Genomic DNA, 25,482 nt, shown 5'->3' on the forward strand with positions numbered 1-25,482 from the left:
AGGAGCGCGCGCATGAGCGACGCAGCAGACGTCCTGGCCCGGATTTGCGCCGACAAGCGTGAGCATATCGCCGCCCGCAAAGCCGCCCGCCCCCTGGCCGAGGTGGAACAGGCGGCGCGCGACGCCGGCCCCACCCGGGGCTTCGCCCGGGCCTTGCAGGCCAAGGTCGACGCCGGCCTCTACGCCCTCATCGCCGAAATCAAGAAGGCCAGCCCCAGCAAGGGCCTGATCCGGGAGGATTTCGATCCCCCCGCCCTGGCCCGGGCCTATCAGGAAGGCGGGGCCGCCTGCCTGTCGGTGTTGACCGACGTGCCCTATTTCCAGGGGGCGGACGAGTACCTGGTGGCGGCGCGCGCCGCCTGCGACCTGCCGGTGCTGCGCAAGGACTTCATGCTGGACACCTATCAGGTGGCCGAGGCCCGCGCCCTGGGGGCCGACTGCATCCTGCTGATCATGGCGGCGCTGGACGACGCCCAGGCGCTGGAGCTGTATGGCGCCGCCACCGGATGGGGCATGGACGTGCTGGTCGAGGTGCACGACATCGAGGAGATGCGCCGCGCCCTGGCCCTGCCCGGCGGTCTGCTGGGCGTGAACAACCGTAATCTCAAGACCCTGTCCATCGATCTCGCCACCACCGAGATGCTGGCCGGCATGGTTCCCCCCGGCCGCCACCTGGTGGCGGAAAGCGGCCTTTATCATCCCCAGGACCTGCTGCGCATGGAAATCGTGGGCGCCCGCCGCTTCCTGGTGGGTGAGTCGCTGATGCGCCAGGCCGACGTGGCGGCCGCCACCCGCGCCCTGCTGGGCCTGGACCAGGCGGTGGCCTGAGATGGCCGAGACCAGCGGCCTCACCCATTTCGACGCCGCCGGCCGGGCGGTGATGGTCGACGTTTCCGACAAGGCGGAGACGGAGCGCCTGGCGACCGCCCGCGGCCGCGTGACCATGAAGGCGGAGACCCTGGCCCTGATCCAGGCGGGCCAGATGGGCAAGGGCGATGTCTTGGGCGTGGCGCGGCTGGCCGGCATCATGGCGGCCAAGCGCACCCCCGACCTGATCCCCCTCTGCCACCCGCTGGCCCTGACCAAGGTGACGGTGGACCTGACCTGCCTGCCTGAGGACAACGCCGTGGAGATCGAGGCCACGGCCAAGCTGAAGGGCCGCACCGGCGTGGAGATGGAGGCGCTGACCGCCGTCAGCGTCGCCGCCCTGACGCTGTACGACATGTGCAAGGCGGTGGATAAAGGCATGGTCATCGCCGATATCCGCCTGATCGCCAAGGACGGTGGCAAGAGCGGCCCCTACCGTGCGGAAAACTCCTGACCTGCAGGCCATCCATGATCCCCGTTGATGAAGCGCTGGCCCGCATCCTCTCGCAGTTCCAGCCCCTGGGCGGCGAACTGGTGGGGGTGGGCGAGGCGCTGGGCCGCGTGCTGGCGGCCGATGTCGTGGCCCGGGTGACGCAGCCGCCGGCCGCCGTCTCCGCCATGGACGGCTGGGCGGTGCGGGGGCCGGACCTGGGCACTCTGCCCGTCACCCTCGCCCGGATCGGCGAGGCGCCGGCCGGTCGGCCGTTCGCCGGCGCGGTGGGCCCGGGCCAGGCCGTGCGCCTGTTCACCGGCAGCGTCATGCCCGAGGGCGCCGACACCGTGGCGCTGCAGGAGGACTGCGACGACCTGGGCGACAGCGTGCGGGTGCGCGAAGGCAGGCCCGGCCGCTGGGTGCGCGCCGCCGGCCTGGACTTCACCGCCGGAACCGTGGGCCTGAAGGCCGGCCGCCGCCTGACCGTGCGCGACCTGGCCCTGGCCGCCGCCATGAACCACCCCTTCCTCACCGTGCACCGCCGCCCCCGCGTCGCCATCCTGGCCACGGGCGACGAGGTGGTGATGCCGGGGGAGCCGCTAGGCCCCGGCCAGATCGTCAGCAGCAATGGCCTGGCCCTGGCCGCCCTGGTGCGGCGCCATGGCGGCATCCCGGTCAACCTGGGCATCGCCCCCGATGACGCCGACGCCCTGGCCACCCTGGCGCGGGGGGCCACCGGCTGCGATCTGCTGGTCACCACCGGCGGCGCCTCCGTCGGCGAATACGATCTGGTGCGCGGCGCGCTGGGCGGCGAGGGGCTTGAACTCGACTTCTGGAAGATCGCCATGCGGCCGGGCAAGCCGCTGATGTTCGGCCGCCTGGGCGGCACACCCCTGCTGGGCTTGCCGGGCAACCCCGTCTCCAGCCTGGTGTGCGCCATCCTGTTCCTGGTGCCGGCGCTGCGCCGGATGCGAGGGCTGGCCCCGGCCGAGTTGCCCAGGGCGCGGGCCGTGCTGGCCACCCCCCTGCCCGCCAACGACCGCCGGCAGGATTATCTGCGTGCCGCCCTGGTGCCCGGCGATGGCGCGTTGCCCGGCGTGGCGACCTTCAGCCAGCAGGACAGCTCCATGCTGAGTCGCCTAGCGGCGGCGGATTGCCTGATCGTCCGCCCGCCCCATGCCCCCGCCGCCGAGGCCGGCACGGTGGTGGATATCGTCCCACTGGACGAGATTTAAGGTCCCGAGCCCCGAACCCGCCCTAAATCTGTCATCGTCTGATGGTTTTTCATCGCTGACCCTTGACGTGGGCCGTGAACCAAAATAGAACATGGCCAGTACGTTTCGGGTTTGTTCCATATCTAGCGGCTCGACACAGCGAAGGGGGCGATATGCTGACGCGGAAGCAACAGGAGCTGCTGCTGTACATCCACCAGCATCTGGGTGAAGGCGGCGTCTCCCCCTCATTCGATGAGATGAAGGATGCCTTGGGCCTCAAGTCCAAGTCCGGCATCCATCGGCTGATCACCGGACTGGAGGAGCGTGGCTTCATCCGCCGCCTGCCCCACCGCGCCCGGGCGCTGGAGGTGCTGCGCCTGCCGGAGACGACGCCGGCACCCAAGAAGGCCGCCGCCGCGGCGCCGGCGGACGTGGAACCCCGCTTCAAGCCCAATGTCATCAAGGCGGACTTCCAGGCGGGCCTGCCCGGCCGGGATGCCGGCGATGCCATCGGCGCCGTCAGCCTGCCGCTGTACGGCCGCATCGCCGCCGGCCTGCCCATCGAAGCGCTGCGTGACAGTGGCAGCACCATCGACATCCCCGTCTCCATGCTGGGCATCGGCGAGCACTACGCCCTGGAAGTGGCGGGCGACAGCATGGTGGAGGCTGGCATTCATGACGGTGACACCGTCATCATCCAACGCTGCGAAACGGCGGAGAACGGCGCCATCGTCGTCGCCTTGGTCGACGCAGCCGAGGTGACGCTGAAGCGCCTGCGCCGCAAGAACAACTCCATCGCGCTGGAGCCCGCCAACCCCACCTATGAAACGCGGGTGTTCGGTGCCGACCGGGTGCGGGTTCAGGGCCGCCTGGTCGGCCTGTTCCGCCGCTATTGACCAGACATCCTGGACTAGACAGCGGCCCTGGCCACCTCAGTCCCAGGGCCGTTTGCTTTGCGGGTCGTGTACCGTCTCGATGCGTACACCGCCGCGTTCGAAGTACAGGGCATGGGCGCCGCAGGCGGCCAGCACGTCAGGGCCGATGACGCGGGGGGCGTCGCAGCCGGCCGCCGGCACGCGGGAGATCACCAGGTCGGCGTTGTCGCAATCCTCCGCCAGGGCGTCGCGGGTCCAGGCGATGGCCACCAACCGGCCTTCGGGCGCCGCCGGATCGCGCCGGTCCAGGACGATAGAGATCGGGGTGGTAGAGGCATCCCAGGCTGTCGCAGCGCAGGCTGCCGTCATCCGTGCCCACGGTGGGCCAGGCGGGCGGGCGCCCCTCCCCGCCATCGCGCTTGCCCCAGGTCTCCACCTCGAAGCCGCCACCGCGCGAGGACGACAGCCACAGCTTGCCGCCGCCGTCACGCACCGCCACCATGGTGCCGCCGCCCGACACCACCATGTCCGGCCGGGGCGTCAACGGCGCCAGCACGCAGCCGAGCGCGATGGGCGCCAAGCCGATCAGGCGCCAGCGGCGGCGCCACAGCATGAGCCACAGGCCGCCGCCCACCATCAGGCCGAAGGCCAGGTCGGACAGGGCGGCGCCGTGCAGCGCGGCCCCCGGCAAGGCGGCGGTGACGCGCGCGGTCCACAGGATGCCCTCGCAGCCCCAGCCGATCATGTCGATGATCCAGCCCTCCAGATGGAAGGGCATGGCGACATAGGCCAGCAGGCACAGCGGCATGATCCACAGCTCGGTGATGGGAATGCCGATCAGGTTGGCCAGCACGCCGTAATTGGCCACCTGCTGGAAGTGGTAGAGGCAGAACGGCATGGTGGCGATGGTGGAGATGATGGAGGTCAGGCACAGCCCGCCCACGAACAGCAGGGCGCGCCGTGGCCAGCCGCCCTCCTTGCGCCAGCGGTTCATCGGCTCGCGCAGCACCTCGTAGGCGCTGATCAGCGCCAGCACGGCGCCGAAGCTCATCTGGAAACTGGGGCCGGGCAACTGCTCCGGCTGGTACAGCAGGCAGAGGATGCCGGCAACGGCGATGGCCCGGGGGCTCAGGACCGAACGGTCGGCCAGGATGGCCACCATGGCCAGCGCCGTCATGAGGACGGAGCGCAAGGTGGGCACCTGCGCCCCGACCAGCATCATGTAGGCGAGCGTCGCCAGGATGGCGAAGGCGGCGGCGTACTTCTTGATGGGATGGCGCAACGCCACGCCCTCCCACAGCGCCAGGGCCGCGCGGGCGAAGAAATAGAACAGCGCCGCCACCAGGCTGATGTGCAGTCCGGAGATGGACAGGATGTGCTGCAGGCCCGAGACGCGCATGGCCTGCAGGTCATCCGGGGGAATGCCCGTCTGCTCCCCATTCAGCAGCGCGATGGCGATCATGGCGGGCGCGCCCGTCAGGCGCTCGGCCACGCGGCTGGCGATCAGCTCGCGCAAGGCCACCACCCGGTCGTTGACCCAACCGATCCAACCCACCGGCGCCGGCGCCACCACCTCCGGCGTCTTGAAGGCGAAACCCACCGCCCCGATGCCCTGGTAGAAGGCGGAGCGGCGGAAATCGTAGGCGCCCGGCTCCGGGCTGTCGGGCGGTGGGCGCAGGGCCGCCAGGATGCGCACCCGCGTGCCCGCCGGTGGCGCAGCATCGGTGGGGCGCAGGCGGATGCGTACGGCGGGCGGAGTCAAATCCGGCGCCTGGCGGGGGATGCGCGGGTCGGCCAGGGTGACGCGTACACCCTTGTCCAGACGCTCCACATTGGCGACGCGGCCTTCCACCGGCACGGGGCCCAGGGGTCGCTGCAGGATGGGGGTCCTCAGCCAGGTGGTGCGCGCCTCCACCGCCGTGAACCCCATCCCCAAGGCCAGCAGCGCGCCCAGCGTCAGACGCAGGGGCAGCCGGTCGCCGGCCAGCAGGTACAGGCCGAAGACGCCCAGGGTGAACAGCAGACCCGACCAGGGCGGCGGCTCTCCCGGCATGGCGAAGTAAAGGGCGATGCCGGCGCCCAGGAAAACAGGAACCCAAAGGACCCAACGTTCCCGCTCTTCCACCAAATTGACATACGCTGATGTGACAATGCTGGCTAACGCGGCGAGCGCACGATGTGTGATCCGCATCACATCTGAAGGGGGTGGGTCGGCGCCAAATTCGCTCCGCCCAGTAGCTAAATAGGACCCATTCGACAAGTCCGGGGCCTCACCGTCCCAGTCCTCTCCAGCGGGGTCTGCCTCAGGGTGCATCTTCGTTCCGGGTGTGCTATCTCAGCGGCTTCCGCATCCTGGTGATGCGCCCTTGGCGGCTATCCTGCCGCCGGATCTGATCACCAGCTATCTCGATATTCGCGTCGCGCCGTCAACCTTTGGATGAGGCCCTTCCAAGGCGCCCGTTCCAGACACCCCGACGGGGCGCCGCCCGCCGCATGCCGGAGAGTGCGTTTCCCATGAGTGTCGTCACCCGTTTCGCCCCGTCCCCCACCGGCTACCTGCACATCGGCGGCGCCCGTACCGCCCTGTTCAACTGGCTGTACGCCCGCCATCACAGCGGCACCTTCCTGCTGCGCATCGAGGACACGGACCGGGCACGGTCCACGCAAGCGGCGGTGGACGCCATCATCGACGGCCTCAGCTGGCTGGGCCTGACCTGGGATGGCGACGCCGTCAGCCAGTTCGAGCGGCGGGAGCGCCATGCCGAGGTGGCGCGCACCATGCTGGCCCAGGGACATGCCTATCATTGCTACTGCTCCCCGGAAGAGCTGGAGACGATGCGGGAGCAGCAAAAGGCCGCCGGCCTGCCCGTGCGCTACGACGGCCGCTGGCGCGACCGCGACCCGTCGGAGGCGCCGGCCGGGATCGCCCCCGTCATCCGACTGAAGGCCCCGCGTGAGGGGGAGACGGTCCTGCAGGACAAGGTGCAGGGCGAGGTGCGGGTGCAGAACAGCCAGCTGGACGACATGGTCCTGCTGCGGGCCGATGGCACGCCCACCTACATGCTGTCGGTGGTGGTGGACGACCAGGACATGGGCGTGACCCAGGTGATCCGCGGCGACGACCACCTGACCAACACCTTCCGCCAGCTGCAGATCTACCAGGCCATGGGCTGGACGCCGCCGGACTTCGCCCACATCCCGCTGATCCACGGGCCGGATGGCGCCAAGCTCAGCAAGCGCCACGGCGCCTTGGGCGCCGAAGCCTACCGCGACCTGGGCTACCTGCCGGAGGCGCTGCGCAACTACCTGCTGCGCCTGGGCTGGAGCCACGGCGATGACGAGATCATCAGCACCGAGGACGCCGTCGCCTGGTTCAACCTGGAAGGCATCGGCCGTTCCCCGTCGCGCATGGACTACGCGAAGCTGGACAATCTGAACGGCCATTACATCCGCCAGGCGGACGATGCCCGCCTGGTGGATCTGATCAGCCCCCGATTGGTCACGGCGCTGGGGCGAGAGCTGGGCGACAATGACCGCGACCTGTTGCGCCGCGCCATGCCCGGTCTGAAGGCGCGTGCCAAGACCCTGGTGGAACTTGCCGCCGGCGCGCAGTTTTATATCACGGCCCGCCCCCTTCCGCTGGACGAGAAGGCTACCCAACTCTTGTCCGACGAGGCCCGGGCCCAGCTGGCGACCATGGCCGGCCGCTTCAAGGACGCGTCCGACTGGACCGCGGCGACCCTGGAAGGGATCGTGCGCGCCTACGCCGAGGAAACGGGCCTGAAGCTGGGCAAACTGGCCCAGCCATTGCGCGCCGCACTCTCCGGCTCCACCGTCTCGCCGCCGATCTTCGAAGTGGCGGAAGTGCTGGGCCAGGCTGAAACCCTGGCCCGTATCAGTGATGTCGCAGGGGGTGCCTGAGCCCTCCTGGCGTCATTGCCTTCGGCGGTGCGGAACACTACACTCCGCACCGCGTCATAAAGACCAATAAGGGGCAGAGGGCCCCACTCCGTATAAACAAGGACGTGCCGAAATGAGCGATACGACGACACCGGCGGCCGGAAAGAAAACGGTCACCCTCACCGACAACCAAACCGGTAAGTCTTACGAATTCCCCGTCATGCACGGCACGACCGGCCCTGACGTGATCGATATCCGCAAGCTCTACGGCGACACCGGGTACTTCACGTACGACCCGGGCTTCACCTCGACCGGCAGCTGCGAGTCCAAGATCACCTTCATCGACGGCGACAAGGGTGTTTTGCTGCACCGCGGCTACCCCATCGAGCAGCTGGCCGAGAAAAGCGACTTCATGGAAGTCTGCTATCTGATGCTGCACGGCGAGTTGCCGAACGCCAAGGAAAAGAGCGAGTTCGAGCGCTCCATCACCTACCACACCATGGTGCATGAGCAGCTGTCGCAGTTCTTCCGCGGCTTCCGTCGCGACGCCCACCCGATGGCCGTCATGTGCGGCGTGGTCGGCGCCCTGTCCGCCTTCTACCACGACAGCACCGACATCGAGGATCCGCGCCAGCGCATGGTGGCCTCGCACCGCCTCATCGCGAAGATGCCGACCCTGGCCGCCATGGCCTACAAGTACTCGATCGGCCAGCCCTTCGTGTATCCGCGCAACGACCTGGGCTATGCTGAGAACTTCCTCAACATGACCTTCGGCGTCCCGTGCGAGCCGTACAAGATCAACCCGGTCATCGCCAAGGCGATGGACAAGATCTTCATCCTGCACGCCGACCACGAGCAGAACGCCTCCACCTCCACGGTGCGCCTGTCCGGTTCCTCTGGCGCCAATCCCTTCGCCTGCATCGCCGCCGGCATCGCCTGTCTGTGGGGCCCCGCCCACGGCGGCGCCAACGAGGCCGTGCTGAAGATGCTGGGTGAGATCGGCCACAAGGACCGGATCCCCGAGTTCATCGCCCGCGCCAAGGACAAGAACGACAGCTTCCGCCTGATGGGCTTCGGTCACCGGGTCTACAAGAACTACGACCCGCGCGCCAAGGTCATGCAGCAGACCTGCAAGGAAGTTCTCGCCGAACTGGGCATCAAGGACGACCCCTTGCTGGACATCGCGGTGGAGCTGGAGCGCATCGCGCTGGAAGACCCGTACTTCGTCGAGAAGAAGCTGTACCCGAACGTCGACTTCTACTCGGGCATCATCCTCAAGGCCATCGGCTTCCCCACCAGCATGTTCACCGTGCTGTTCGCCCTGGCCCGCACCGTGGGCTGGATCGCCCAGTGGCAGGAAATGATCGCCGACACCTCGCAGAAGATCGGCCGTCCGCGTCAGCTGTACACCGGCGCCACGACGCGCGACTATGTCCCGGTCGAGCAGCGCTAAGGCATAGGCGGACAGGACCATGGCGGAGCGGGTTCATCCCAGCGATGGCGATAACGGGACGGGCGGCGGCCGGTCCCACCCCCGCGCCCGCATCCTGCCCGCCCGTTCCTTGGAAGGCCACCTGCCGGCCAATGACAACCCCGTGCCCCCCGGCCGGCGGTTGAAGCGGCTGGCGTGGGTGACCTTCGCCACCCTGGGCGTGGGCCTGGGCATCGCGGCCACCGTGGTGTCCCTGCTTCACTGAGGACGATGGCGAAGATCTTCCGCTGATCTTGGAAAGGGCCGTCCGGCAACCGGGCGGCCTTTCCCTTTGCCGGGTTTCCGGATCCCGCGCGGCCATTCCAGCAATGCCAGCATCGCCAGCAACGCCATCGCCCCTTCTGTCCCGAACCATGGAACCACGCCAGGTTAGTCATGACCCAGACCGTCCATAGCGAATGGGGCCCGGCGGGGGTGGAGGCGCTGAAGCACCAAGTGACGGTGCTGGTCATCGTCGACGTGCTGTCCTTTTCCACCGCCGTCGACGTGGCCGTGGGGCGGGGTGCCGTCATCCTGCCCTTCCCCTATGGCGACGCAGCGGCCGCCCGGGCTGCCGCCGATGATGCAGGCGCCCAGCTGGCGTCCCCGCGCGACGCCGGCAGCCAGCTCAGCCTTTCCCCCGCTCGCTGGCCACCATCCCCGCCGGCACGCGGCTGATGCTGCCCTCCCCCAACGGCTCCCGCCTCTCCTTGGCGGGCGGCACCACGGCCGTGCTGGCCGGCTGCCTGCGCAACGCGACGGCTGTCGCCCGCCGCGCCCGACTGCTCGCCGATGGCGGCGACATCGCCATCATCCCTGCGGGAGAGCGTTGGCCGGACGGTACCCTGCGTCCGGCGGTGGAGGACTTGCTGGGGGCTGGCGCCATCATCGAGGCCTTGGACTTGGCGCCGTCACCCGAAGCGCGCGTGGCGCGCGACGCTTACCGGGCCACAGGCCCCGACCTGGCCGGGATCATCCGGAGTGGCAGATCCGGCCAGGAACTGATCGGCTGGGGCTATGCCGATGACGTGGAACTTGCCGTTGAACTGGACGCCAGCACCACGGCACCGACCTTGCGCGACGGGGCCTATCGGGCATCGTAGGCCCCCTCCATCGCCCGGGACAGCACCTCGAAGATGCGCGGGTTGTCGCACTGGGCGACGTTGAAGCGCAGGAAGCCGTCGGCGGTATTGGTCAGGCTGAAGACGTCGCCGGGCGCCAGCACCACGCCCTGGTCCAATGCCGTGCGGGCGAGCGCCACGGACGAAAGGCCCGGCGGCAGGGCCGCCCACAGGAACATGCCGCCTCGCGGTTCCGCCCAGGGCTTGAGGCCGCTGGCCTCCAACCGGCGCAGCGTACGCCCCATGGCACCGGCCAGGCGCGCGCGTACGCCCTCCATATGCCGGCGATAGCTGCCGTCGGTCAGCAGCTGGTGGACGATGCGGGGGTTGGTCGTGGCGTTGCCGAAGGCGGTCGCCAGCTTCACGTCGGCGATGCCCTGGATCCAGTCCCCCCGCGCCACGACATAGCCGCAGCGTACCGCCGCCGACAGCGTCTTGGAAAAGCTGCCGATGTGGATCACCCGCTCCAGCCCATCAAAGGCGGCCAGCCGGGGCGACGGCTCCGCCTCGAAATCGCTGAAGATGTCGTCCTCGACGATCAGGATGTCATGGGCCGCCGCCAGGGTCAGCAGCTTGTGCGCCACCGGCGCGGTCAGGCTGGTCCCGGTGGGATTGTGCAGGGCGGCGTTGGTGATGTAGAGGCGCGGCCGATGGGTCGCCGCCGCCTGGGCGAAGACCGCCAGATCCGGTCCCGTGGGAGTGTAGGGCACGGGCACGGCGCGGGCACGGTGGGCCGCCACCACGGTCTTGAAGTTGTAGTAGCAAGGGTCGTCCAGCAGCACGACGTCCCCCGGCTCCAGCAGGTAGCGGCAGACCAGGTCGATGGCCTGGCTGCCGCTGTCGGTCAGCAGGATCTGGTCGGCCGCAGCCGCGATGCCGCGGGCGGTGAAACGGTCGGCCAAGTGGCGCCGCAGGGCCGGATAGCCCAGGGGGTTGTCGTAGTCCAAGAGGGCTGCCGACGGCGCCCGCGCCAAGGCGCGGAAGGCGCGACGAATGGCCGGTTCCGGCATCCAGTCGGCGGGCAACCAGCCGCACCCGGGTTTCAGCACGCCCTCACCCGGCTCCAGCGCCTGGCGCATCAGCCACAGCGGGTCCACCGCCCGGTCCGGTGGCGGCTCCGCCCCGGCCAGCGCCGTGCCCATGAGCGCCAAGGGGGCGGCCCGCTTGGCGACGTAGAAGCCGGAGCCTGGCCGCGCCACCAGCACGCCCTCCGCCACCAGGCGATCGTATGCCTCCACCACTGTGGATTTGGAGACACCCAACCGCTCCGCCAGCGCGCGGATGGAGGGAGCGCGGGCCCCGGCCGCCAGCAGCCGGCCGTCCACCCGGGCGTGGATATCGGCCATGACCGTTCCCACTAGGGTCAGGCCAGCGGATGTCTCTGTCGACTGTATCGCCATTTGAACCAGTACAGTTTAGTCAAACCGTACTGCACCATACCTTGTGACCGTTCCCGGCGGAAGGCAGCATCGGCATCGTCACGAAACCAGGATGCCCCGCCATGACGGACACCACCGTCCCCACCGCCCTCACGACGGCCCCGGCGCGCCAGCCGGCCGCCGGCTTCATCTACGGCCTGATCGGCGTCGTCATCTTCAGCGGCAGCCTGCCGGTGACCAAGATCGGCCTGGCGGGGCTGGACGCCAATTTCCTCAGCCTGGCGCGGGCGGCTCTGGCCGGCATCATCGCCGTGGGTCTGCTGGCCCTGTTGCGCCCCCGTCGGCCCATGGTGCGCGACCTTCCCGGTCTGGCCGTCGTCGCCGGCGGCGCCGTGGTGGGTTTCCCCCTGCTGTCAGCCCTGGCCCTGCACCGGATGCCCAGCACGCACGCCATCGTCTTCAGCGGCTTGCTGCCCATCTCCACCGCCGTCTTCGGCGCGCTGCGCGGCGGCGATCGGCCCCGGGCGTCCTTTTGGCTGTTCTCCTGCGCCGGCGCGGCGGCCATCGCCGCCTACGCCCTGGCGCCCGCCCTGCTGCAGGGCGGCTTCCACCTGGCCCCCGGCGATGGCCTCATGATCCTGGCTGTGGCCGTCTGCGGCCTGGCCTATGCGGAGGGGGCGCGGCTATCGCGTCACCTGGGCGGCTGGCCCGTCATCTGCTGGGCGCTGGTCTTGTCCCTGCCCCTGATGGCGCCGCTGGCCTGGGCCACCTTTCCCGCCGATTGGCAAGCGGTACCGTCAAGCGCCTGGCTGGCGCTGGGCTATGTCACCCTGTTCAGCATGCTGATCGGCTTCTTCTTCTGGTACCACGGCCTGGGCCTGGGAGGCACGGCGGCGGTGGGTCAGATCCAGCTGCTGCAACCCTTCTGCAGCTTCGGCCTTGCGGCCCTGCTGCTGGGCGAGCCGGTGGGGCCGGCCGTCCTGGGCACGGCCCTGGTGGTGGTGCTGTGCGTGGCCGGCGCCCGGCGCGCGGTTTAGGGCGCCCTCAAGCGGCGGGCCGATCGCTCAGACCAAGCCCGCCTGCTCCGCCTCGCGGGCGCGGGCGTGGATGACGCGCATGACCACCTCGGCCGCGCGGCGGCTGGGTGGGGTGTCGCCCTGCCCCAGCCAGGCGGCCACCTCGGCCACGCCCTCGATCTGTTCCTGGCGGGCGGCGGGATCGTCCAGCAGACGGCCCAGGGCCTCCGCCAGGCGGGACGGCCGGCACTCCTCCTGCAACAGTTCCGGCACCAGCATGCGGTTCAGCATGATGTTGACCAGATTGACGAAACGCACCTTGATCAGGCCGCGATAGAGACGATAGGTCAGCGGGTGGATGCGATAGGCGACAACGGCCGGCAGCCGGGCCAGCGCCAGTTCCAGCGCCACCGTGCCGGAGGCGGCCAAGGCCGCCTCGCTGGCGGCGAAAGCGTCGTACTTGTCCTGGTCGCCCTCCACCACCACGGCGGGCAGCGGCCAGTTCTTCACCGCCTCCTCCACCAGGGCCTTGGTGGCGGGGACCGTGGGCACGGCCGCCACCACGCGCGGCAGGCGCGGCGCCAGGATGTCCAGCGCGCCTCTGAAATCAGGCAGCAACTTGGTCACCTCGCTGCGGCGGCTGCCCGGCAGGATGGTGACGATCCGGGTGTCGGATTCCAGGTTGTGCTTGGCGCGGAAGCGGTCGGCGTCGCCGGCGTCGGCGCCGCTTTCCACGATGGGATGGCCCACGAAGCTGCAGTCCAGGCCCACCTTCTCGAAATAGGGGGGCTCGAACGGCAGCAGCGCCAGCAGATGGTCCAGGAACTTGGCGATCTTGGCGGCGCGGCCGGGACGCCAAGCCCAGACGGTGGGCGCCACGTAATGGATCAGGGGAATGTCCGGGTCGGCCTTCTTGACCCGGCGCGCCACGCGGAAGCAGAAGTCCGGCGCGTCGATGGTCACCACCGCCGCCGGCTTCATGTCCAGGATGGCCTGTTCCGTCTGCTTCATACGCCGCAGCAGGCTGGGCAGCTTGGGCAGCAGTTCCGCCAGGCCGAACAGGGCCAATTCCTCCATGGGGAACAGGCTTTTCAGGCCCTGCGCCTTCATGCGCTCCCCACCGATGCCGGCGAAGCGGATGGCGCCAAACGTTTCCTGCTTCAGGGCCAGCATCAGCCGGCCGCCCAGCACGTCGCCCGACGGTTCCCCCGCGACGAGGAAGACCAAAGGCACATCCTCGTTCATACCGCCTCCGTAACGATACCGGTGACGAACAGGCCGGCGGCATCCGCCGCCTGGGCCACCTGTTCGGCGCCCAAGGTCAGGGTGCCGCCCGCCTCCACCGCGATGCCGCGGAAGCCATGGGCCGCCGCCTTCCGCACCGTTGTAACGCCGATGGTGGGCAGATCCAGGCGGATGTCCTGCTGGGGTTTACGCATTTTGACCAGGATGGGCCCCGGCCCTTCACGGCGCAGGCCGCCGCAGCGCTCGATCAGGGCGTCGGTGCCCTCGATGGCTTCCACGCCCAGCACCAACCCCTGCTGCACCACCACCGCCTGCCCCACGTCCAGCAGGCCCAGGGTGCGCGCCACGGCCACGCCATGATGGATGTCGGCCTCGGCCGCGGCGTCGGGAACCAGGGCGCCCATGGGGCCGGCGCGGCTCAGCAGCCCTTGCACCAGGGCCTGCACGGCCACGACGGTGAACCCCTCTTCCTCCAGCGTCGCCACCAAGGCGCGCAGGATGCCGTCGTCACCCAGGGCCTTCGCGCCGATGCGGGCGAAGAACTTGGCCGCGAACCAGTCGGGGCGCATTTCGGCCAGGCTGGGCCGGCGCACCCGGCCGGCCAGCACGATCTCGCCCACGCCTTCGGCGCGCAGCCGATCCAGGATGGCGCCGGCGGCGCCGATGCGAAAAGCCGCCTGGGGCACATCCGCCGGCACGATCGCGTCCTGGCCTTCCAGCGTCACGACGAAGACCGGGCGCCCCAGCGCGCGGCAGGTGTCGACCAACCGGCCGGGCAGGTCCCCCCACCCGCCAGTATCCCCAGTTTTACAGGGGTGTCCGGCATCAGCGCGGCTGGCACAAGGCGCGGCCGCCACGGCCGCGGATAAAGTCCAGCACCTCCCCCACCACGGGGGCCGGGTCGGCGCTTTCCACCGCCGCCATGCGGTCCGCCAAGGTGCCGTCGTGGCTGAAGATGTTGTCGAAGGCGGTGCGCAAGGCGTTCACATCCTCCTTGGAGAATCCGCGGCGTGTCAGGCCGACCAGGTTCAACCCGGCCAGGAAGGCGCGGTCGCCCTTCACCAGGCCGTAAGGGATGACGTCGCTTTCCACGCCCGACATGCCGCCGATCATGGCGTGGGCGCCGATGCGCACCCACTGATGCACCGCCGACAGCCCGCCCAGGATGGCGTTGTTCCCCACCTCGACATGGCCACCCAGGGTGGCGTTGTTGGCCAGGATGACGTTGTCGCCCACGATGCAGTCGTGCGCCACATGGGACGAGGCCATGAACAGGCAGCCGTCGCCCACACGGGTCACCATGCCGCCGCCTTCCGTGCCGATGTGCATGGTCACATGCTCACGGATGCGGTTGTTGCGGCCCACGATCAGTTCCGCCGGCTCCCCCTTGAACTTCAGGTCCTGGGGCGCATGGCCGATGGAGGCGAAGGGGAAGATGACGGTGTTGGCGCCCACCTGGGTGCGGCCTTCCACCACCACATGGCTTTTCAGCTCCACCCCATCACCCAGGGCGACATGGGGACCGACCACGCAGAAGGGGCCGATCTTGACCCCGGCGCCGATCTGGGCGCCGGGATCGACCACGGCGGTCGGGTGGATCACGGTCTCGCTCATCACGGATAAGGCCTAGCTGTCCATCACGATCATGGCGGCGTAGGTGGCCTCGGCGCACAGCTGGCCGTCCACCCAGGCCTCACCCTTGAACTTCCACACGTTGCGGCGGTTCTGGATCTTCTGGACCTTGATCTCGACGCGGTCGCCCGGCACCACTGGGCGGCGGAACTTCGCCTCCTCGATGGACATGAAGTAGACCAGCTTGCCTTCCGCCGATTCACCCAGCGTGTGCATGACCAGCACGGCCGAGGTCTGGGCCATCGCCTCCACGATCATGACGCCCGGCATGACGGGCTTCTGCGGGAAGTGGCCGGTGAAGAACGGCTCGTTGATCGTGACGTTCTTGATGCCCGTGCAGCTCTCACCCGTGATGATGTCGACGATCTTGTCGATCAACAGCATGGGATAGCGATGCGGGATCATCTGCATGATCCGCAGGATGTCCAGGTCGGGCACCTTGCCAGGAACCTTCTGCTCTTCAGTCGTCACGTCCATCACCTTCATTCCTACCCCGCACCAGGCGGCCCAGCGCGGCTACCTGGCGCAACCATTGCCGCATGGGCACGGCCGGCGATCCGCCGACCTTTTCCCCCGGCCCCACATCCCGCATGACACCGCTTTGCGCCGCGATCTGCGCGCCGGCCCCAATCTTCAAATGCCCCGTCACGCCGGCCTGTGCCGCCAGCACGACATGATGATCCAGCTTGGTGCTGCCCGATATCCCCGCCTGGGCCACGATGACGCAGCCGGCACCGAGGTGCACGTTGTGCCCGATTTGCACCAAATTATCAATCATACAGCCCCGGCCGATCACGGTATCGGGCCCCGCCCCCCGGTCCACCGTGGCGTTGGCGCCGATTTCCACGTCGTCCTCGATCAGCACGCGCCCCATCTGCGGCACGCGCACATGCCCCGCCAGATCCATGGCGAAGCCGAAGCCGTCCTGGCCGATGCGGGCGCCGGGATAAATGGTCACCCGCGATCCCAGGACGCAGTGGGTCAGCGAGGCGTTGGCGCCGATGACGGTGTCGTCCCCCAGCCGCACGTTCACGCCGATGGTGGCGTTGGGCCCGATACGGCAGCGTGCGCCGATGACGGCCCCCGCCTCGACCACGGCGCCCGCAGCGATGTCCGTCCCCTCGCCCACCTCGGCGGTCGGGTCGACATGCGCGCCGGGACTGACCTTCCCGGACGGCGCGGCCGCCGGATAAAAGGCCTGCGCGCACAGGGCGTAGGCCTTGTAGGGGTTGCGCGACAGCAGGAGCGCCACATCCGCCGGCGCCTTGGAGGCGAGCGCCGGGTGAACCACCACCGCGCCGGCCCGGGTGGCGCTGAAGGCGGCCACGTACTTCTTGTTGTCCAGGAAGCTCAGTTGGCCCGGCTCCGCCGCGTCCAGGGCCGCGACATCGCTCAGGACCAGGTCCGGATCGCAGCCCGGCGCCACCTCGGCGCCGGAGCGGCGCGCCAGCTCGGCAAGGGTATAGGGCCCGGCCCGGTTGAAGAAACGGGGATCGGCCATGGGAACGGCACCTTTCAACGGCAGCGACCGCGCCCGGACGCGTCATCCCCCGATGGAGGCGCCCGGGAACCGGTCAGTTCGGAACGTTGACCGTGATCTGCGGCAACGTGGCGTTCAAACGTGACAACACGGTGTTGGTTATGTCCAACGCGTCGTCCGCCATGTAGATGATGTTGGACCGCGGAATGACCAGCGTGAAGCCATTCTCGCGCGCCACCTCGCCCACCACGCGCACCATGTTGTCGCGCAGCTGGGCGCTGGCGGCGGCGAAGGCATTGTCCAACTGGCGCTTGCGTTCCTGCAGGCGCCGCTGCACCTCCGCCACCTGCTGTTCGAAGTCCTTGCGCTTGGCGTCGAAATCTTCCTGGCCCAGCTTGGTCCGCTGGCTGGCCAATTCCTTTTCCGCCTGCCGCAGGAACTGTTCCTGCTGCGACTGTTCCGCCTGGAACTTCTGCGTCTGCTCGCTGTCCTGGCGCTTCATGCTCTGCATGGCGGAGCACTTTTCCAGCAGGAACTGCACGTCGACCACGGCGATGGACGTGACCGGCTTCTGCGGGCTGTCGCTGGCCACGGGCTTGGCCGGCGCCTTGGCCGGGACCGCCGCCAGGGCGGCATCCACGGGCTGCGTGCCCCCGAAACCAAGAACGAGGGCCGCCAAGGCGGCCCTCGCATGGGAAAGGCAAACGGTCGGGGGTGTGGTGCGGCGTGCGAACGCCATCATGTCCCGTCCCTTCGTTCTTAGAACTGCGAACCGAAGCTGAAGCGGAACTGCTGGACGCGGTCGTAGCTCTTCTTCATCCACGGATAGGCCAAGTCGATGCGGATGGGGCCGAAGGGCGACTTCCACGACACGCCCACGCCCGAAGAGGCGCGGAACGCGAACTCATCATGGAAATCGTCACCAGGCAACGGCGACTTACCGCTCTGGTCCAGGGCACCGATATCGGTGAAGACGTGGAAGTCCACGCCCAGTTCCTCCGGCAGGCCCAGCGGGAAGGTGACTTCCGACGTGCCACGCACCAGCCGCTTGCCGCCCAGGGCGTCGTTGCCACCGTTGCTGCTGAACGCGCGGGGACCGACGCCGGCCACCTGGAAGCCGCGCAGGGTATCGCCACCCAGGAAGAAGCGGTCCTGAATGCGCACGAATTCGCCGCCCAAGCCCAGGATATAGCCGACCTCGCCCTCGATCTTCAGCACCACGTTGCTGAACAGCGGGAAGTAGATGCCGGAGGTCAGGCGGTTGCGCAGGAAGTGCACGCTGCCGCCCAGGCCCGCCACCTGGTTGGTGACGGTGAAGTAGTAGCCGGAGGTGGGCTTCAGGCGGCTGTCGCGGGCGTCGAACGTCAGGGCCGACTGGATGGACGAGGTGGTCGTCGCACCCACCTGTTCCTGCACGAAGCGCGTGGTTTCATACGTGATGTCGCTGATCCGGGTATGGGACAGCGTGTAAGTCACCAGTTCGCGCAAGCGGTCGGAGATGGGGAAGCCGGCACGGATGTCGAAGCCCGTGCTGGACATGTCGTAGCTGTAGGACTCTTCCGTCGTGTTGGCGTTGCGGTTAGGTGCGGAACAGGTCGGTACCCACGGCCAGATCCCGGTTCATGAAATAGGGATCGGTGTAGGAGATGGTGAATTCCTTGGAGTAGTAGGACCACATCGTCGAGAAACGGATGTCTTGGCCCGTACCCAGGAAGTTGCGCTGGCGGATCGAGAAGTCGATCAGCGCGCCTTCGGTGGTGGAGTAGCCCAGGCCCACCTGGATTTCGCCGGTGGACTGCTCGCTGAGGTCGACCGTCAGGACCGCCTGGTCGGGCGTGCTGCCCTCGCTCGGCTTGATCTTGACCTCGTCGAAGAAGCCCAGGTCCTTCACGCGCTGCTCGGAGCGCTTGACCTTGGAGGCGTTGAAGGGGTCGCCTTCGGCCAGCAGCAGCTCGCGCCGCACCACCTTGTCCAGGGTGATGAGGTTGCCGTTGATGTCGATGCGCTCCACGAACACGCGCGGGCTGGGATTGATCTCGAAGTGCAGGTCGACGGTCTGCGTGTCGGCGTGGCGTTCCTCATTGGGGTCCACCTGCACGAACGCGTACTGCTGGTCGCCCAGCTTGTCCTGCAGCTTGTTGATCGTGCTTTCGATCTTGTCGGCGTTGAACCAGTCGCCTTCCTTGGTCTCGATCACCTCCCGCAGGGGGGCCAGATCGATGTCCTTGATGGCGCTGGTCAGTTCGATCTTGCCGAACTTGTATCGCTTGCCTTCGTCCAGGGCCATGGTGATGAAGAACTTGTCACGATCCGGCGTCAGTTCCGCGACCGACGACATCACGCGGAAGTCGGGATAGCCGTTGCGGAAGTAGAAGCGGCGGATCTGTTCCTTGTCGTAGGCCAGACGATCGGGATCGTAGGTGTCGTCGCTGGACAGGAAACGCCACCAGCGCAATTCCTTGGTCACCATGACGTCGCGCAGCTCGCTGTCGTCATAAATGTTGTTGTTGATGAAGCTGATCAGCTGCACGCCGGTCAGCGGGCCTTCGTCGATCTCGAACACCAAGTCGACGCGGTTCTGTTCCAGCTGGACGATCTTGGGTTCGATGCGGGCGGCGAAGCGGCCGTTGCGGCGATAAACGTCCAGCATGCGCTGCACGTCCTGCTGCACGCGGGACCGGGTGAACACCAGGCGCGAACGCAGCTGTACCTCGGACTGCAGATCCTCGGTCTTGACGCGCTTATTCCCTTCGAAGACCACGCGGTTGATGATCGGGTTCTCGACCACGGCCACCACCAGGGTGTCGCCGTCGCGACGCAGGGTCACGTCGGCGAACAGGCCGGTGGCGAACAGGGCCTTCAGCGACTCATCGATCTTGTCCGGATTGAAGGCATCGCCCTGGGACACCACCAGATAAGAGCGGACCGTGGCCTGCTCGATACGCTGGGTGCCTTCGACGCGGATGTCCTTGATGACGCCACCGGACAGGATCTCCTGAGCCCAGGCACCGGACGAAAGAGCGACAGCTGACGTTGCGGTGGTGCCGGCGATAGCCAGGCACAGCGCCGCTACTCTCGAAACCGAACCCAATTATTTCCCCCGGTCAAACTTTGGAAATCAGAGACTTAACGAAACTGCCCACACCAAAGTGGATCAGATCGTTCCAAGTGGCGAAAATCATGAGACTAAGTACCAAAGCCAGGCCGATCCGGAAACCATATTCCTGAGCGCGCTCGCCCAGGGGACGGCCCCGCAAAGCTTCCAGGCCATAGTACATAAGATGCCCGCCGTCCAGCATGGGGACGGGGAAGAGGTTGATCAGGCCCAGGTTCACCGACAGCACGGTCATGAACCAGATGACCTGGACCAGGCCCAACTGGGCCATCTGGCCGGACATCTGCACGATGCGCAACGGCCCACCCAGATCCTCGGTGCCATGGCTGCCTGCGATCATTTGGCCCACCGCGTCCAGCGTGCCGGTGATCAGGGCCCAGGTGGCCTTGCCCGCCGCCCATACGGCGTTCAGCGGATCGCGGCGGTGGTATTCGTCCTGGCCGCGGATGACGCCCAGGCGGCCGATGCGGCTCTTGTTGCCGAAGCGGTCTTCCAACTCCACGGCGCGCGGCGTGACCCGCAGGTCCATCTGCGCGTCGCCGCGCTGCACCTTCACGTCCAGGGTCACGTCCGGATTGATGGCGATGATCTGCTGCAGATCCTCGAACCGTTCGATCTTGTGGCCGCCCAGTTCCAGCACACGGTCGCCCGCCTGCAGGCCGGCCACGGCGGCGGCGCTGTCGGGCTCCACCTGTTGCAGCACGGCGGGCGTGTAGGGCTGGCCGTAGAACATGAACAGCAGCGACAGGGCCACGATGGCGAAGAGGAAATTCGCCATGGGGCCCGCCACCACGATGGCGGCGCGCTGGCCCACCCGCTTGTAGTGGAAGGACACGGCGCGCTCTTCCGGCGTCATGGAGCGGGTCTCGGCGCCGGGCCGGCTGGCGGCGTCGGCGTCACCAAACATCTTCACATAGCCGCCCAGGGGGATCAGGCTGAACTTCCAGCGCGTGCCGGCGCGGTCGTTGAAACCCCAGATTTCCGGGCCGAAGCCGATGGAGAACACATCCACCCGCACGCCGTTGCGGCGCGCGATGTAGTAATGGCCGAACTCGTGCACGAACACGAGGACGGTCAAGACCACCAGGAAGGTGCCCCCATAGGTGCTGGCGTAGTTCACGATCTGATGCATCGTCCCAAACTCCAATAACACCCCCTCCTTCAGGGCTCCCCCGCCTTACCCCGCCTTCCGGCGCGGAAACTGGGACACGCATATGAAGAGGGCCTGTTTGCCTGACCGCGATGGTGCGCCCCGCTGGTGAACAAAACATCACCGTCAGCGGCTCCGCGATCCGGCCGGCAGGCCCCGGTCATCCTTGAACGGCCGGGACCCCCATTTCCTATCGCGCCTGAATCGCTTCAGCCGCAACCCGCCGCGCAACGGTATCGACTTCGCGCACATCGTCCAGTGAATTAAGGCGGGAGTGCGGCACCGTCGTCATCGTGTGTTCGACGATACGCTCAATATCGAGGAAGCCGACGCGGCCGTCCAGGAAGGCGGCCACGGCCACCTCGTTGGCGGCGTTCATGACGCAGGCGGCGCAACCACCGGCGCGCATGGCCTCGCGCGCCAGACGCAGGGCCGGGAACTTCTCCGGATCGGGCGCATGGAACTCCAGGTGGCCTGCGGTCACCAGGTTCAAGCGGTCGCCCGGGGTGGCGATGCGGCACGGCCAGCCCAGCGCCACGGCGATGGGCGTCCGCATGTCGGGCGTGCCCAGCTGCGCCAGGACGGAGCCGTCGACGTATTCCACCAGGCTGTGCACCACCGACTGGGGGTGGACCAGCACGTCGATCTTGTCCTCGGGCATGCCGAACAAATGGTGGGCCTCGATGACCTCCAGCCCCTTGTTCATCATGGTGGCGCTGTCGACCGAGATCTTGGCGCCCATGTCCCAGGTGGGGTGGGCCACCGCCTCCTTCACCGTGGCGCGGGCCATGTCCTCGCGCGTCTTGTTGCGGAAGGGGCCACCCGAGGCCGTCAGGATCAGGCGGCTGACGCCCTCCACCCGTTCGGAGTCGAAGACCTGGAAGATGGCGCTGTGCTCGCTGTCCACCGGCAGCAGGGTGGCGCCGTGGCGCTTCACCTCGGCCATCATCAGCGAGCCGGCACAGACCAGCACTTCCTTGTTGGCGAAGGCCACGGTGGCGCCGCGGCGGGCGGCGGCCAGCGTCGGCTCCATGCCGGCGGCGCCGACGATGGCGGCCATGACCCAATCCGCGGGCCGCGCGGCGGCGTCCACCACCGCCTGGGACCCCGCGGCGACCTCGATGCCCGTGCCGGACAGCGCGTCCTTCAGGGCGGCATAGTGGCCCTCGTCCGCCACCACGGCGGCCTTGGCGCGCAGCTCCTTGGCCTGCCGGGCCAGCAAATCCACGTTCTTGCGGGCCACCAGCGCCTCGACCTGGTACTTCTCCGGATCGGCCGCGACCAGTTCCACCGTGTTGCAGCCCACCGAGCCGGTGGAGCCCAGGATGGTCACCGTGCGCGCGGCGGGCACGGCGGCGGCCGCCTCGGATGACGCCGCTTGGGGCGCCACAACGGCCTGCAGGGAACTCACCACCATGACCCATTCTCCCCAATCAGGGCGTGGAACAGCGCGAACACCGGCGCCGCCATGACCAGCCCATCAATACGATCCAGCAATCCGCCGTGCCCGGGGATCAGCGAGCCGCTGTCCTTCACGTCGCACCGGCGCTTCATATATGATTCGAACAGGTCGCCCGCCTGTCCCACCACCGCGATGACGGCCGCCACCAGGGCGCCGGCGCCGGGCGAGGAAACGGTCGCCAGCGGCGACAGGGCCAAGCCTACCAAAGCCGCGGCCGCCATGCCGCCCAAAAGGCCAGCCCAGGTCTTCTTGGGGCTGATGCGCGGCGCCAGCTTGGGTCCGCCGATGGCCCGGCCGGCGGCGTAGGCGCCGATGTCGGTGGCCCAGATGGCCAGCAGCAGGAACAGGAACAGCCAGGGGGCGTCGGGCCCCGCCCGGTTGCGGATCCAGTCCAGCGCCAGGCAGCCGCCGCCGACATAGGGCACGATCAGCGCGAACAGGATGGGTGCCGGCAGCCGGCCCCCCTGCTTCCCACCTTCCGTTTCTGGCGCGCGGGGATAACCACCGGCGGCGGCCCACCACAGCAGCGCCGTCTGCGCCGCCAGCAGGACCAAGCCGTAGAACGGCCCAGCCACGAACTCGCCGCTGAGGGTGACCAGGATGGTCATGAGCCCCATGGCCGTGGCCCAAGGCTGACGTCCCGGCACCACCAGGCGCAGCCATTCCAGGCCGGCGATGACGGCGACCGCCACCAGTACCGCCTGGAAAACAATTCCGCCCAGCCATACGGCCACCAGGACCGGGGGGCCCAGGAGCAAGGCGGAGAAGATACGGGTCTTCAGATCACCCGGCAGCTTGGCCAACAGCCCTTCAGCGCGTTCCAACCGTTGCCCCATACCGGCGGTCGCGCCGATGGAATTCCTGGATGGCGTCATCCAATTCCTGGCGACCGAAGTCCGGCCACAGCGTTTCCACGAACACCAGCTCCGCATAGGCCATCTGCCACAGCAGGAAATTGCTGATGCGCTTTTCCCCGCTGGTGCGGATCACCAGATCCGGATCGGGGATGTCCCGGGTATAGAGCGAGGCGCCCAGGCTTTCCACCGTCACCTGGTCGGGTGTCAGACGCCCGGCCCCCACCTCTTCCGCCAAGTGGCGGGCGGCGTTGGCGATTTCCTGGCGCGATCCATAGCTGAGCGCCATCACCAAGGTCAGGCCGGTGTTGTTCGCCGTCAGGGTCTCCGCGTTCCGGATCAGCGTGACGATGTCGGGCGCCAGGCGCGACCGGTCGCCAATGATGCGCAGCCGCACCCCGTTCTTGTGCAGGGTGGCGATCTCCCCCCGCAGGTAGAACCGCAGCAGGTGCATCAGCTCGCTGACCTCACCCTCGGGCCGGCTCCAGTTCTCCGACGAGAAGCTGAACAGCGTCAGGTAGGACACGCCCAGTTCCCGCGCCGCCTCCAGCACCCGTCGCACCGCCTCCACCCCCTTCTTGTGACCCGCGGTGCGGGGCAGCCCCCGGCGCGTCGCCCAGCGCCCATTGCCATCCATGATGATGGCGATATGGGCGGGTGGGCGGACGTTCAGGGGCACTGCGGCACCGGACATGGGACTCTCGGGGAAACAGGAACCGGGACGGTCAAAATGAAAGCGAACCTGGGACGCCACCTCAAATTTGGGTGATGTCCTTTTCCTTGGCCGCGAACGCCTCATCGATCTTCTTGATGTGGGCGTCGGTCAGGGCCTGCACCTTGTCCGACCACGTCTTGTGCTCGTCCTCGGACAGGTCGCCATCCTTCTGGGCGCGCTTCAGCATGTCCATGCCGTCGCGGCGCACGTTGCGCACGGCCACGCGGGCCTGCTCGGCGTACTTGTTGGCCACCTTCACCAGCTCCTGGCGGCGCTCCTGGTTCAGGTCCGGGATGGGCACGCGGATGGTGTTGCCGTCGGTCTGCGGGTTCAGGCCCAGGCCGGCCTCGCGGATGGCCTTCTCGGTGGCCTTCACCATGCCGCGATCCCACACCTGCACGGTGATCAGCCGGGGCTCCGGCACGCTGACGGTCGCGACCTGGTTCAGGGGCATGCTGGAGCCATAGGCTTCCACCATCACCGGTTCCAGCAGGCTGGCCGACGCCCGGCCAGTGCGCAAGCCCGCGAATTCCTTGCGCAAGCTCTCGACGGCGCCATCCATGCGCCGGGTGATGTCATCCATTGAGGGAGCGGCCACGTTCAAGCCTCTTCTTCCGTAATGATCGTGAAATGACCCCGCCCGTCCATGACTTCGGCGAAACCGCCTTCCTGATGGATGGAAAAGACGAGGATAGGAATGTTGTTCTCACGCGCCAGCGAAATCGCCGTCGCGTCCATGACCTGCAGGTCGTGGGACAGCACGTGCAGATAGCTCAAGGAACTCAGGCGCTCGGCCGTCGGATCCTTCTTCGGATCGGCGGTGTAGACGCCATCCACCTTGGTACCCTTCAGCAGGGCCTCGCAGCCCATTTCCGAGGCGCGCAAGGCCGCGGCCGTGTCGGTGGTGAAGAAGGGGTTGCCGGTGCCGGCGGCGAAAATCACCACCCGGCCCTTTTCCATGTGGCGCACGGCGCGGCGGCGGATAAAGGGCTCGCACACGCTGGCCATGGGGATGGCCGACTGCACGCGGGTGGGCACGTCGATGCGTTCCAGGGCGCTCTGCATGGCCAGCGCGTTCATCACGGTGGCCAGCATGCCCATGTTGTCAGCCGTGGCGCGTTCCATGCCCGACGCGGCGCCGGAGACGCCGCGGAAGATGTTGCCGCCGCCGATGACCAGGCAAACCTCGACCCCCATCTGGACGACGGTCTTCACCTCGTTGGCGACACGGTTGACGACCTTCTGGTCGAGACCGAATTCACGGTCCCCCATCAGCGCCTCGCCCGAGATTTTCAACAGTACGCGTTTGTATCGGGCAGCCACGGGGTCAGGTCCTCTCGCCAGTTGGTGGGCCCGGCGGCAAGCCGGGTTGGGAAGCCACGAGTGTCCGGGGTCAGATCCGGGTTAGCTCTACTGCAAACTTGCCCCCGCCGCCAAGTCTGGCGTTGCAGGGAAGGCGCGCAAGGGAACCCGGAAATTGAGCCGAAATCGGGGCGCACGAAAAAGGCGGCGCCGGATCGGGCACCGGTGGCCACTCTACTCATTCGAAAATA

General features: G+C 68.0%; 26 protein-coding genes. 10 read left to right on the forward strand and 16 right to left on the reverse strand.

What is annotated here, in order from left to right; genetic code table 11:
- The first annotated feature begins 12 nt into the window (after positions 1–12).
- The 4 genes from trpC (at position 13) to lexA (ending at position 3,410) form a co-directional block, all read left to right on the forward strand.
- A complete protein-coding gene (gene trpC, locus UAA55_RS24220; protein ID WP_322955980.1) occupies positions 13–828 on the forward strand; it encodes an indole-3-glycerol phosphate synthase TrpC in 816 nt (271 codons plus the stop codon).
- A gap of 1 nt (position 829) precedes the next feature.
- A complete protein-coding gene (gene moaC / locus UAA55_RS24225) occupies positions 830–1,321 on the forward strand; it encodes a cyclic pyranopterin monophosphate synthase MoaC (RefSeq protein ID WP_322955982.1) in 492 nt (163 codons plus the stop codon).
- Between the two features lie 14 nt (positions 1,322–1,335).
- The gene (locus UAA55_RS24230) at positions 1,336–2,535 is read left to right on the forward strand and encodes a molybdopterin molybdotransferase MoeA (protein ID WP_322955984.1); all 1,200 of its coding nucleotides are present in this window, start codon (positions 1,336–1,338) and stop codon (positions 2,533–2,535) included.
- A 152-nt stretch (positions 2,536–2,687) separates the two neighbouring features.
- Complete coding sequence (gene lexA, locus UAA55_RS24235; protein ID WP_322955986.1) at positions 2,688–3,410, forward strand: transcriptional repressor LexA; 723 nt, start codon at positions 2,688–2,690, stop codon at positions 3,408–3,410.
- 136 nt (positions 3,411–3,546) lie between these two features.
- Here the strand turns inward: lexA and UAA55_RS24240 are convergent, their stop codons facing one another.
- The gene (locus tag UAA55_RS24240) at positions 3,547–5,514 is read right to left on the reverse strand and encodes a ComEC/Rec2 family competence protein (RefSeq protein ID WP_322955988.1); all 1,968 of its coding nucleotides are present in this window, start codon (positions 5,512–5,514) and stop codon (positions 3,547–3,549) included.
- Positions 5,515–5,903: 389 nt separating this feature from the next.
- On the opposite strand from UAA55_RS24240, the gene gltX reads away from it, so the two are divergent.
- From gltX to UAA55_RS24265, 5 genes are all read left to right on the forward strand, one after another.
- Positions 5,904–7,310: a glutamate--tRNA ligase gene (gltX, locus tag UAA55_RS24245; RefSeq protein ID WP_322955990.1), complete on the forward strand. Its 1,407-nt coding sequence runs from the start codon at positions 5,904–5,906 to the stop codon at positions 7,308–7,310.
- Positions 7,311–7,422: 112 nt separating this feature from the next.
- Positions 7,423–8,742, forward strand: coding sequence for a citrate synthase (gene gltA / locus UAA55_RS24250; RefSeq protein WP_145751251.1), 1,320 nt, complete (start codon positions 7,423–7,425; stop codon positions 8,740–8,742).
- Positions 8,743–8,761: 19 nt separating this feature from the next.
- Entirely contained in the window at positions 8,762–8,986 is a 225-nt protein-coding gene (locus UAA55_RS24255; protein WP_322955993.1) for a hypothetical protein, read from the forward strand.
- Positions 8,987–9,156: 170 nt separating this feature from the next.
- Positions 9,157–9,438: a hypothetical protein gene (locus UAA55_RS24260; RefSeq protein ID WP_322955995.1), complete on the forward strand. Its 282-nt coding sequence runs from the start codon at positions 9,157–9,159 to the stop codon at positions 9,436–9,438.
- A complete protein-coding gene (locus tag UAA55_RS24265; protein WP_322955997.1) occupies positions 9,438–9,863 on the forward strand; it encodes a 2-phosphosulfolactate phosphatase in 426 nt (141 codons plus the stop codon). Before UAA55_RS24260 ends, UAA55_RS24265 begins: the two co-directional genes overlap by 1 nt.
- Here the strand turns inward: UAA55_RS24265 and UAA55_RS24270 are convergent.
- Positions 9,848–11,227 carry an aminotransferase-like domain-containing protein gene (locus UAA55_RS24270; RefSeq protein ID WP_322955999.1) on the reverse strand — a complete coding sequence of 460 codons (1,380 nt, stop codon included), beginning with the start codon at positions 11,225–11,227 and terminating at the stop codon, positions 9,848–9,850. The genes UAA55_RS24265 and UAA55_RS24270 overlap by 16 nt on opposite strands.
- Positions 11,228–11,382: 155 nt before the next feature.
- Here UAA55_RS24270 and UAA55_RS24275 point away from each other — a divergent pair, with 155 nt between their 5' ends.
- On the forward strand, positions 11,383–12,297 hold the full coding sequence (locus UAA55_RS24275; protein ID WP_322956001.1) for a DMT family transporter: 915 nt from the start codon (positions 11,383–11,385) through the stop codon (positions 12,295–12,297).
- Between the two features lie 27 nt (positions 12,298–12,324).
- Here UAA55_RS24275 and lpxB read toward each other — a convergent pair whose 3' ends face one another.
- From lpxB to pyrH, 14 genes are all read right to left on the reverse strand, one after another.
- Positions 12,325–13,521, reverse strand: coding sequence for a lipid-A-disaccharide synthase (lpxB, locus tag UAA55_RS24280; RefSeq protein WP_322956002.1), 1,197 nt, complete (start codon positions 13,519–13,521; stop codon positions 12,325–12,327).
- Positions 13,518–14,288, reverse strand: coding sequence for an LpxI family protein (locus UAA55_RS24285; protein ID WP_322956004.1), 771 nt, complete (start codon positions 14,286–14,288; stop codon positions 13,518–13,520). The genes lpxB and UAA55_RS24285 overlap by 4 nt, the downstream gene beginning before the upstream one ends.
- A 58-nt stretch (positions 14,289–14,346) precedes the next feature.
- Positions 14,347–15,135 (reverse strand): acyl-ACP--UDP-N-acetylglucosamine O-acyltransferase, encoded by a 789-nt coding sequence (lpxA, locus tag UAA55_RS24290; RefSeq protein WP_322956006.1) that lies wholly within the window; start codon positions 15,133–15,135, stop codon positions 14,347–14,349.
- 12 nt (positions 15,136–15,147) lie between these two features.
- Positions 15,148–15,630, reverse strand: a complete 483-nt coding sequence (fabZ, locus tag UAA55_RS24295) for a 3-hydroxyacyl-ACP dehydratase FabZ (RefSeq protein ID WP_004273206.1) — start codon at positions 15,628–15,630, stop codon at positions 15,148–15,150.
- Positions 15,614–16,654, reverse strand: coding sequence for a UDP-3-O-(3-hydroxymyristoyl)glucosamine N-acyltransferase (lpxD, locus tag UAA55_RS24300; RefSeq protein ID WP_322956008.1), 1,041 nt, complete (start codon positions 16,652–16,654; stop codon positions 15,614–15,616). The genes fabZ and lpxD overlap by 17 nt, the downstream gene beginning before the upstream one ends.
- Positions 16,655–16,727: 73 nt before the next feature.
- On the reverse strand, positions 16,728–17,312 hold the full coding sequence (locus UAA55_RS24305; protein WP_322956009.1) for an OmpH/Skp family outer membrane protein: 585 nt from the start codon (positions 17,310–17,312) through the stop codon (positions 16,728–16,730).
- 80 nt (positions 17,313–17,392) lie between these two features.
- A complete protein-coding gene (locus UAA55_RS24310; protein ID WP_322956010.1) occupies positions 17,393–18,172 on the reverse strand; it encodes a BamA/TamA family outer membrane protein in 780 nt (259 codons plus the stop codon).
- Between the two features lie 40 nt (positions 18,173–18,212).
- A complete protein-coding gene (bamA, locus tag UAA55_RS24315) occupies positions 18,213–19,724 on the reverse strand; it encodes an outer membrane protein assembly factor BamA (RefSeq protein ID WP_322956011.1) in 1,512 nt (503 codons plus the stop codon).
- A gap of 13 nt (positions 19,725–19,737) precedes the next feature.
- Positions 19,738–20,880 (reverse strand): RIP metalloprotease RseP, encoded by a 1,143-nt coding sequence (gene rseP, locus UAA55_RS24320; RefSeq protein WP_322956013.1) that lies wholly within the window; start codon positions 20,878–20,880, stop codon positions 19,738–19,740.
- A gap of 208 nt (positions 20,881–21,088) precedes the next feature.
- A complete protein-coding gene (locus UAA55_RS24325; protein ID WP_322956015.1) occupies positions 21,089–22,315 on the reverse strand; it encodes a 1-deoxy-D-xylulose-5-phosphate reductoisomerase in 1,227 nt (408 codons plus the stop codon).
- Positions 22,306–23,235 carry a phosphatidate cytidylyltransferase gene (locus UAA55_RS24330; protein ID WP_322956017.1) on the reverse strand — a complete coding sequence of 310 codons (930 nt, stop codon included), beginning with the start codon at positions 23,233–23,235 and terminating at the stop codon, positions 22,306–22,308. The genes UAA55_RS24325 and UAA55_RS24330 overlap by 10 nt, the downstream gene beginning before the upstream one ends.
- Positions 23,171–23,908: an isoprenyl transferase gene (locus UAA55_RS24335; RefSeq protein ID WP_322956019.1), complete on the reverse strand. Its 738-nt coding sequence runs from the start codon at positions 23,906–23,908 to the stop codon at positions 23,171–23,173. Before UAA55_RS24335 ends, UAA55_RS24330 begins: the two co-directional genes overlap by 65 nt.
- Positions 23,909–23,969: 61 nt before the next feature.
- Positions 23,970–24,512 (reverse strand): ribosome recycling factor, encoded by a 543-nt coding sequence (gene frr / locus UAA55_RS24340; RefSeq protein ID WP_322956020.1) that lies wholly within the window; start codon positions 24,510–24,512, stop codon positions 23,970–23,972.
- A 17-nt stretch (positions 24,513–24,529) separates the two neighbouring features.
- Positions 24,530–25,252 (reverse strand): UMP kinase, encoded by a 723-nt coding sequence (gene pyrH / locus UAA55_RS24345; RefSeq protein ID WP_416235222.1) that lies wholly within the window; start codon positions 25,250–25,252, stop codon positions 24,530–24,532.
- Positions 25,253–25,482 lie beyond the last annotated feature (230 nt).

Source organism: Nitrospirillum guanabarense, assembly GCF_034653355.1.
In the GTDB taxonomy this organism is placed as follows: domain Bacteria; phylum Pseudomonadota; class Alphaproteobacteria; order Azospirillales; family Azospirillaceae; genus Nitrospirillum.

Excerpts from the sequence above, each read along its gene's own strand:
- UAA55_RS24265 (WP_322955997.1), top strand. The coding sequence starts at position 9,438 with ATGCTGCCCTCCCCCAACGGCTCCCGCCTCTCCTTGGCGGGCGGCACC.
- UAA55_RS24310 (WP_322956010.1), bottom strand. The coding sequence starts at position 18,172 with ATGTCCAGCACGGGCTTCGACATCCGTGCCGGCTTCCCCATCTCCGAC.
- gltA (WP_145751251.1), top strand. The coding sequence starts at position 7,423 with ATGAGCGATACGACGACACCGGCGGCCGGAAAGAAAACGGTCACCCTC.
- gltX (WP_322955990.1), top strand. The coding sequence starts at position 5,904 with ATGAGTGTCGTCACCCGTTTCGCCCCGTCCCCCACCGGCTACCTGCAC.
- UAA55_RS24230 (WP_322955984.1), top strand. The coding sequence starts at position 1,336 with ATGATCCCCGTTGATGAAGCGCTGGCCCGCATCCTCTCGCAGTTCCAG.
- lpxD (WP_322956008.1), bottom strand. The coding sequence starts at position 16,654 with ATGGCCGATCCCCGTTTCTTCAACCGGGCCGGGCCCTATACCCTTGCC.
- UAA55_RS24330 (WP_322956017.1), bottom strand. The coding sequence starts at position 23,235 with ATGACGCCATCCAGGAATTCCATCGGCGCGACCGCCGGTATGGGGCAA.
- rseP (WP_322956013.1), bottom strand. The coding sequence starts at position 20,880 with ATGCATCAGATCGTGAACTACGCCAGCACCTATGGGGGCACCTTCCTG.
- lpxA (WP_322956006.1), bottom strand. The coding sequence starts at position 15,135 with ATGAGCGAGACCGTGATCCACCCGACCGCCGTGGTCGATCCCGGCGCC.
- frr (WP_322956020.1), bottom strand. The coding sequence starts at position 24,512 with ATGGATGACATCACCCGGCGCATGGATGGCGCCGTCGAGAGCTTGCGC.
- lpxB (WP_322956002.1), bottom strand. The coding sequence starts at position 13,521 with ATGAACGAGGATGTGCCTTTGGTCTTCCTCGTCGCGGGGGAACCGTCG.
- moaC (WP_322955982.1), top strand. The coding sequence starts at position 830 with ATGGCCGAGACCAGCGGCCTCACCCATTTCGACGCCGCCGGCCGGGCG.
- UAA55_RS24255 (WP_322955993.1), top strand. The coding sequence starts at position 8,762 with ATGGCGGAGCGGGTTCATCCCAGCGATGGCGATAACGGGACGGGCGGC.
- UAA55_RS24260 (WP_322955995.1), top strand. The coding sequence starts at position 9,157 with ATGACCCAGACCGTCCATAGCGAATGGGGCCCGGCGGGGGTGGAGGCG.
- fabZ (WP_004273206.1), bottom strand. The coding sequence starts at position 15,630 with ATGGACGTGACGACTGAAGAGCAGAAGGTTCCTGGCAAGGTGCCCGAC.
- UAA55_RS24325 (WP_322956015.1), bottom strand. The coding sequence starts at position 22,315 with ATGGTGGTGAGTTCCCTGCAGGCCGTTGTGGCGCCCCAAGCGGCGTCA.
- UAA55_RS24270 (WP_322955999.1), bottom strand. The coding sequence starts at position 11,227 with ATGGCCGATATCCACGCCCGGGTGGACGGCCGGCTGCTGGCGGCCGGG.
- UAA55_RS24275 (WP_322956001.1), top strand. The coding sequence starts at position 11,383 with ATGACGGACACCACCGTCCCCACCGCCCTCACGACGGCCCCGGCGCGC.
- trpC (WP_322955980.1), top strand. The coding sequence starts at position 13 with ATGAGCGACGCAGCAGACGTCCTGGCCCGGATTTGCGCCGACAAGCGT.
- lexA (WP_322955986.1), top strand. The coding sequence starts at position 2,688 with ATGCTGACGCGGAAGCAACAGGAGCTGCTGCTGTACATCCACCAGCAT.
- UAA55_RS24335 (WP_322956019.1), bottom strand. The coding sequence starts at position 23,908 with ATGTCCGGTGCCGCAGTGCCCCTGAACGTCCGCCCACCCGCCCATATC.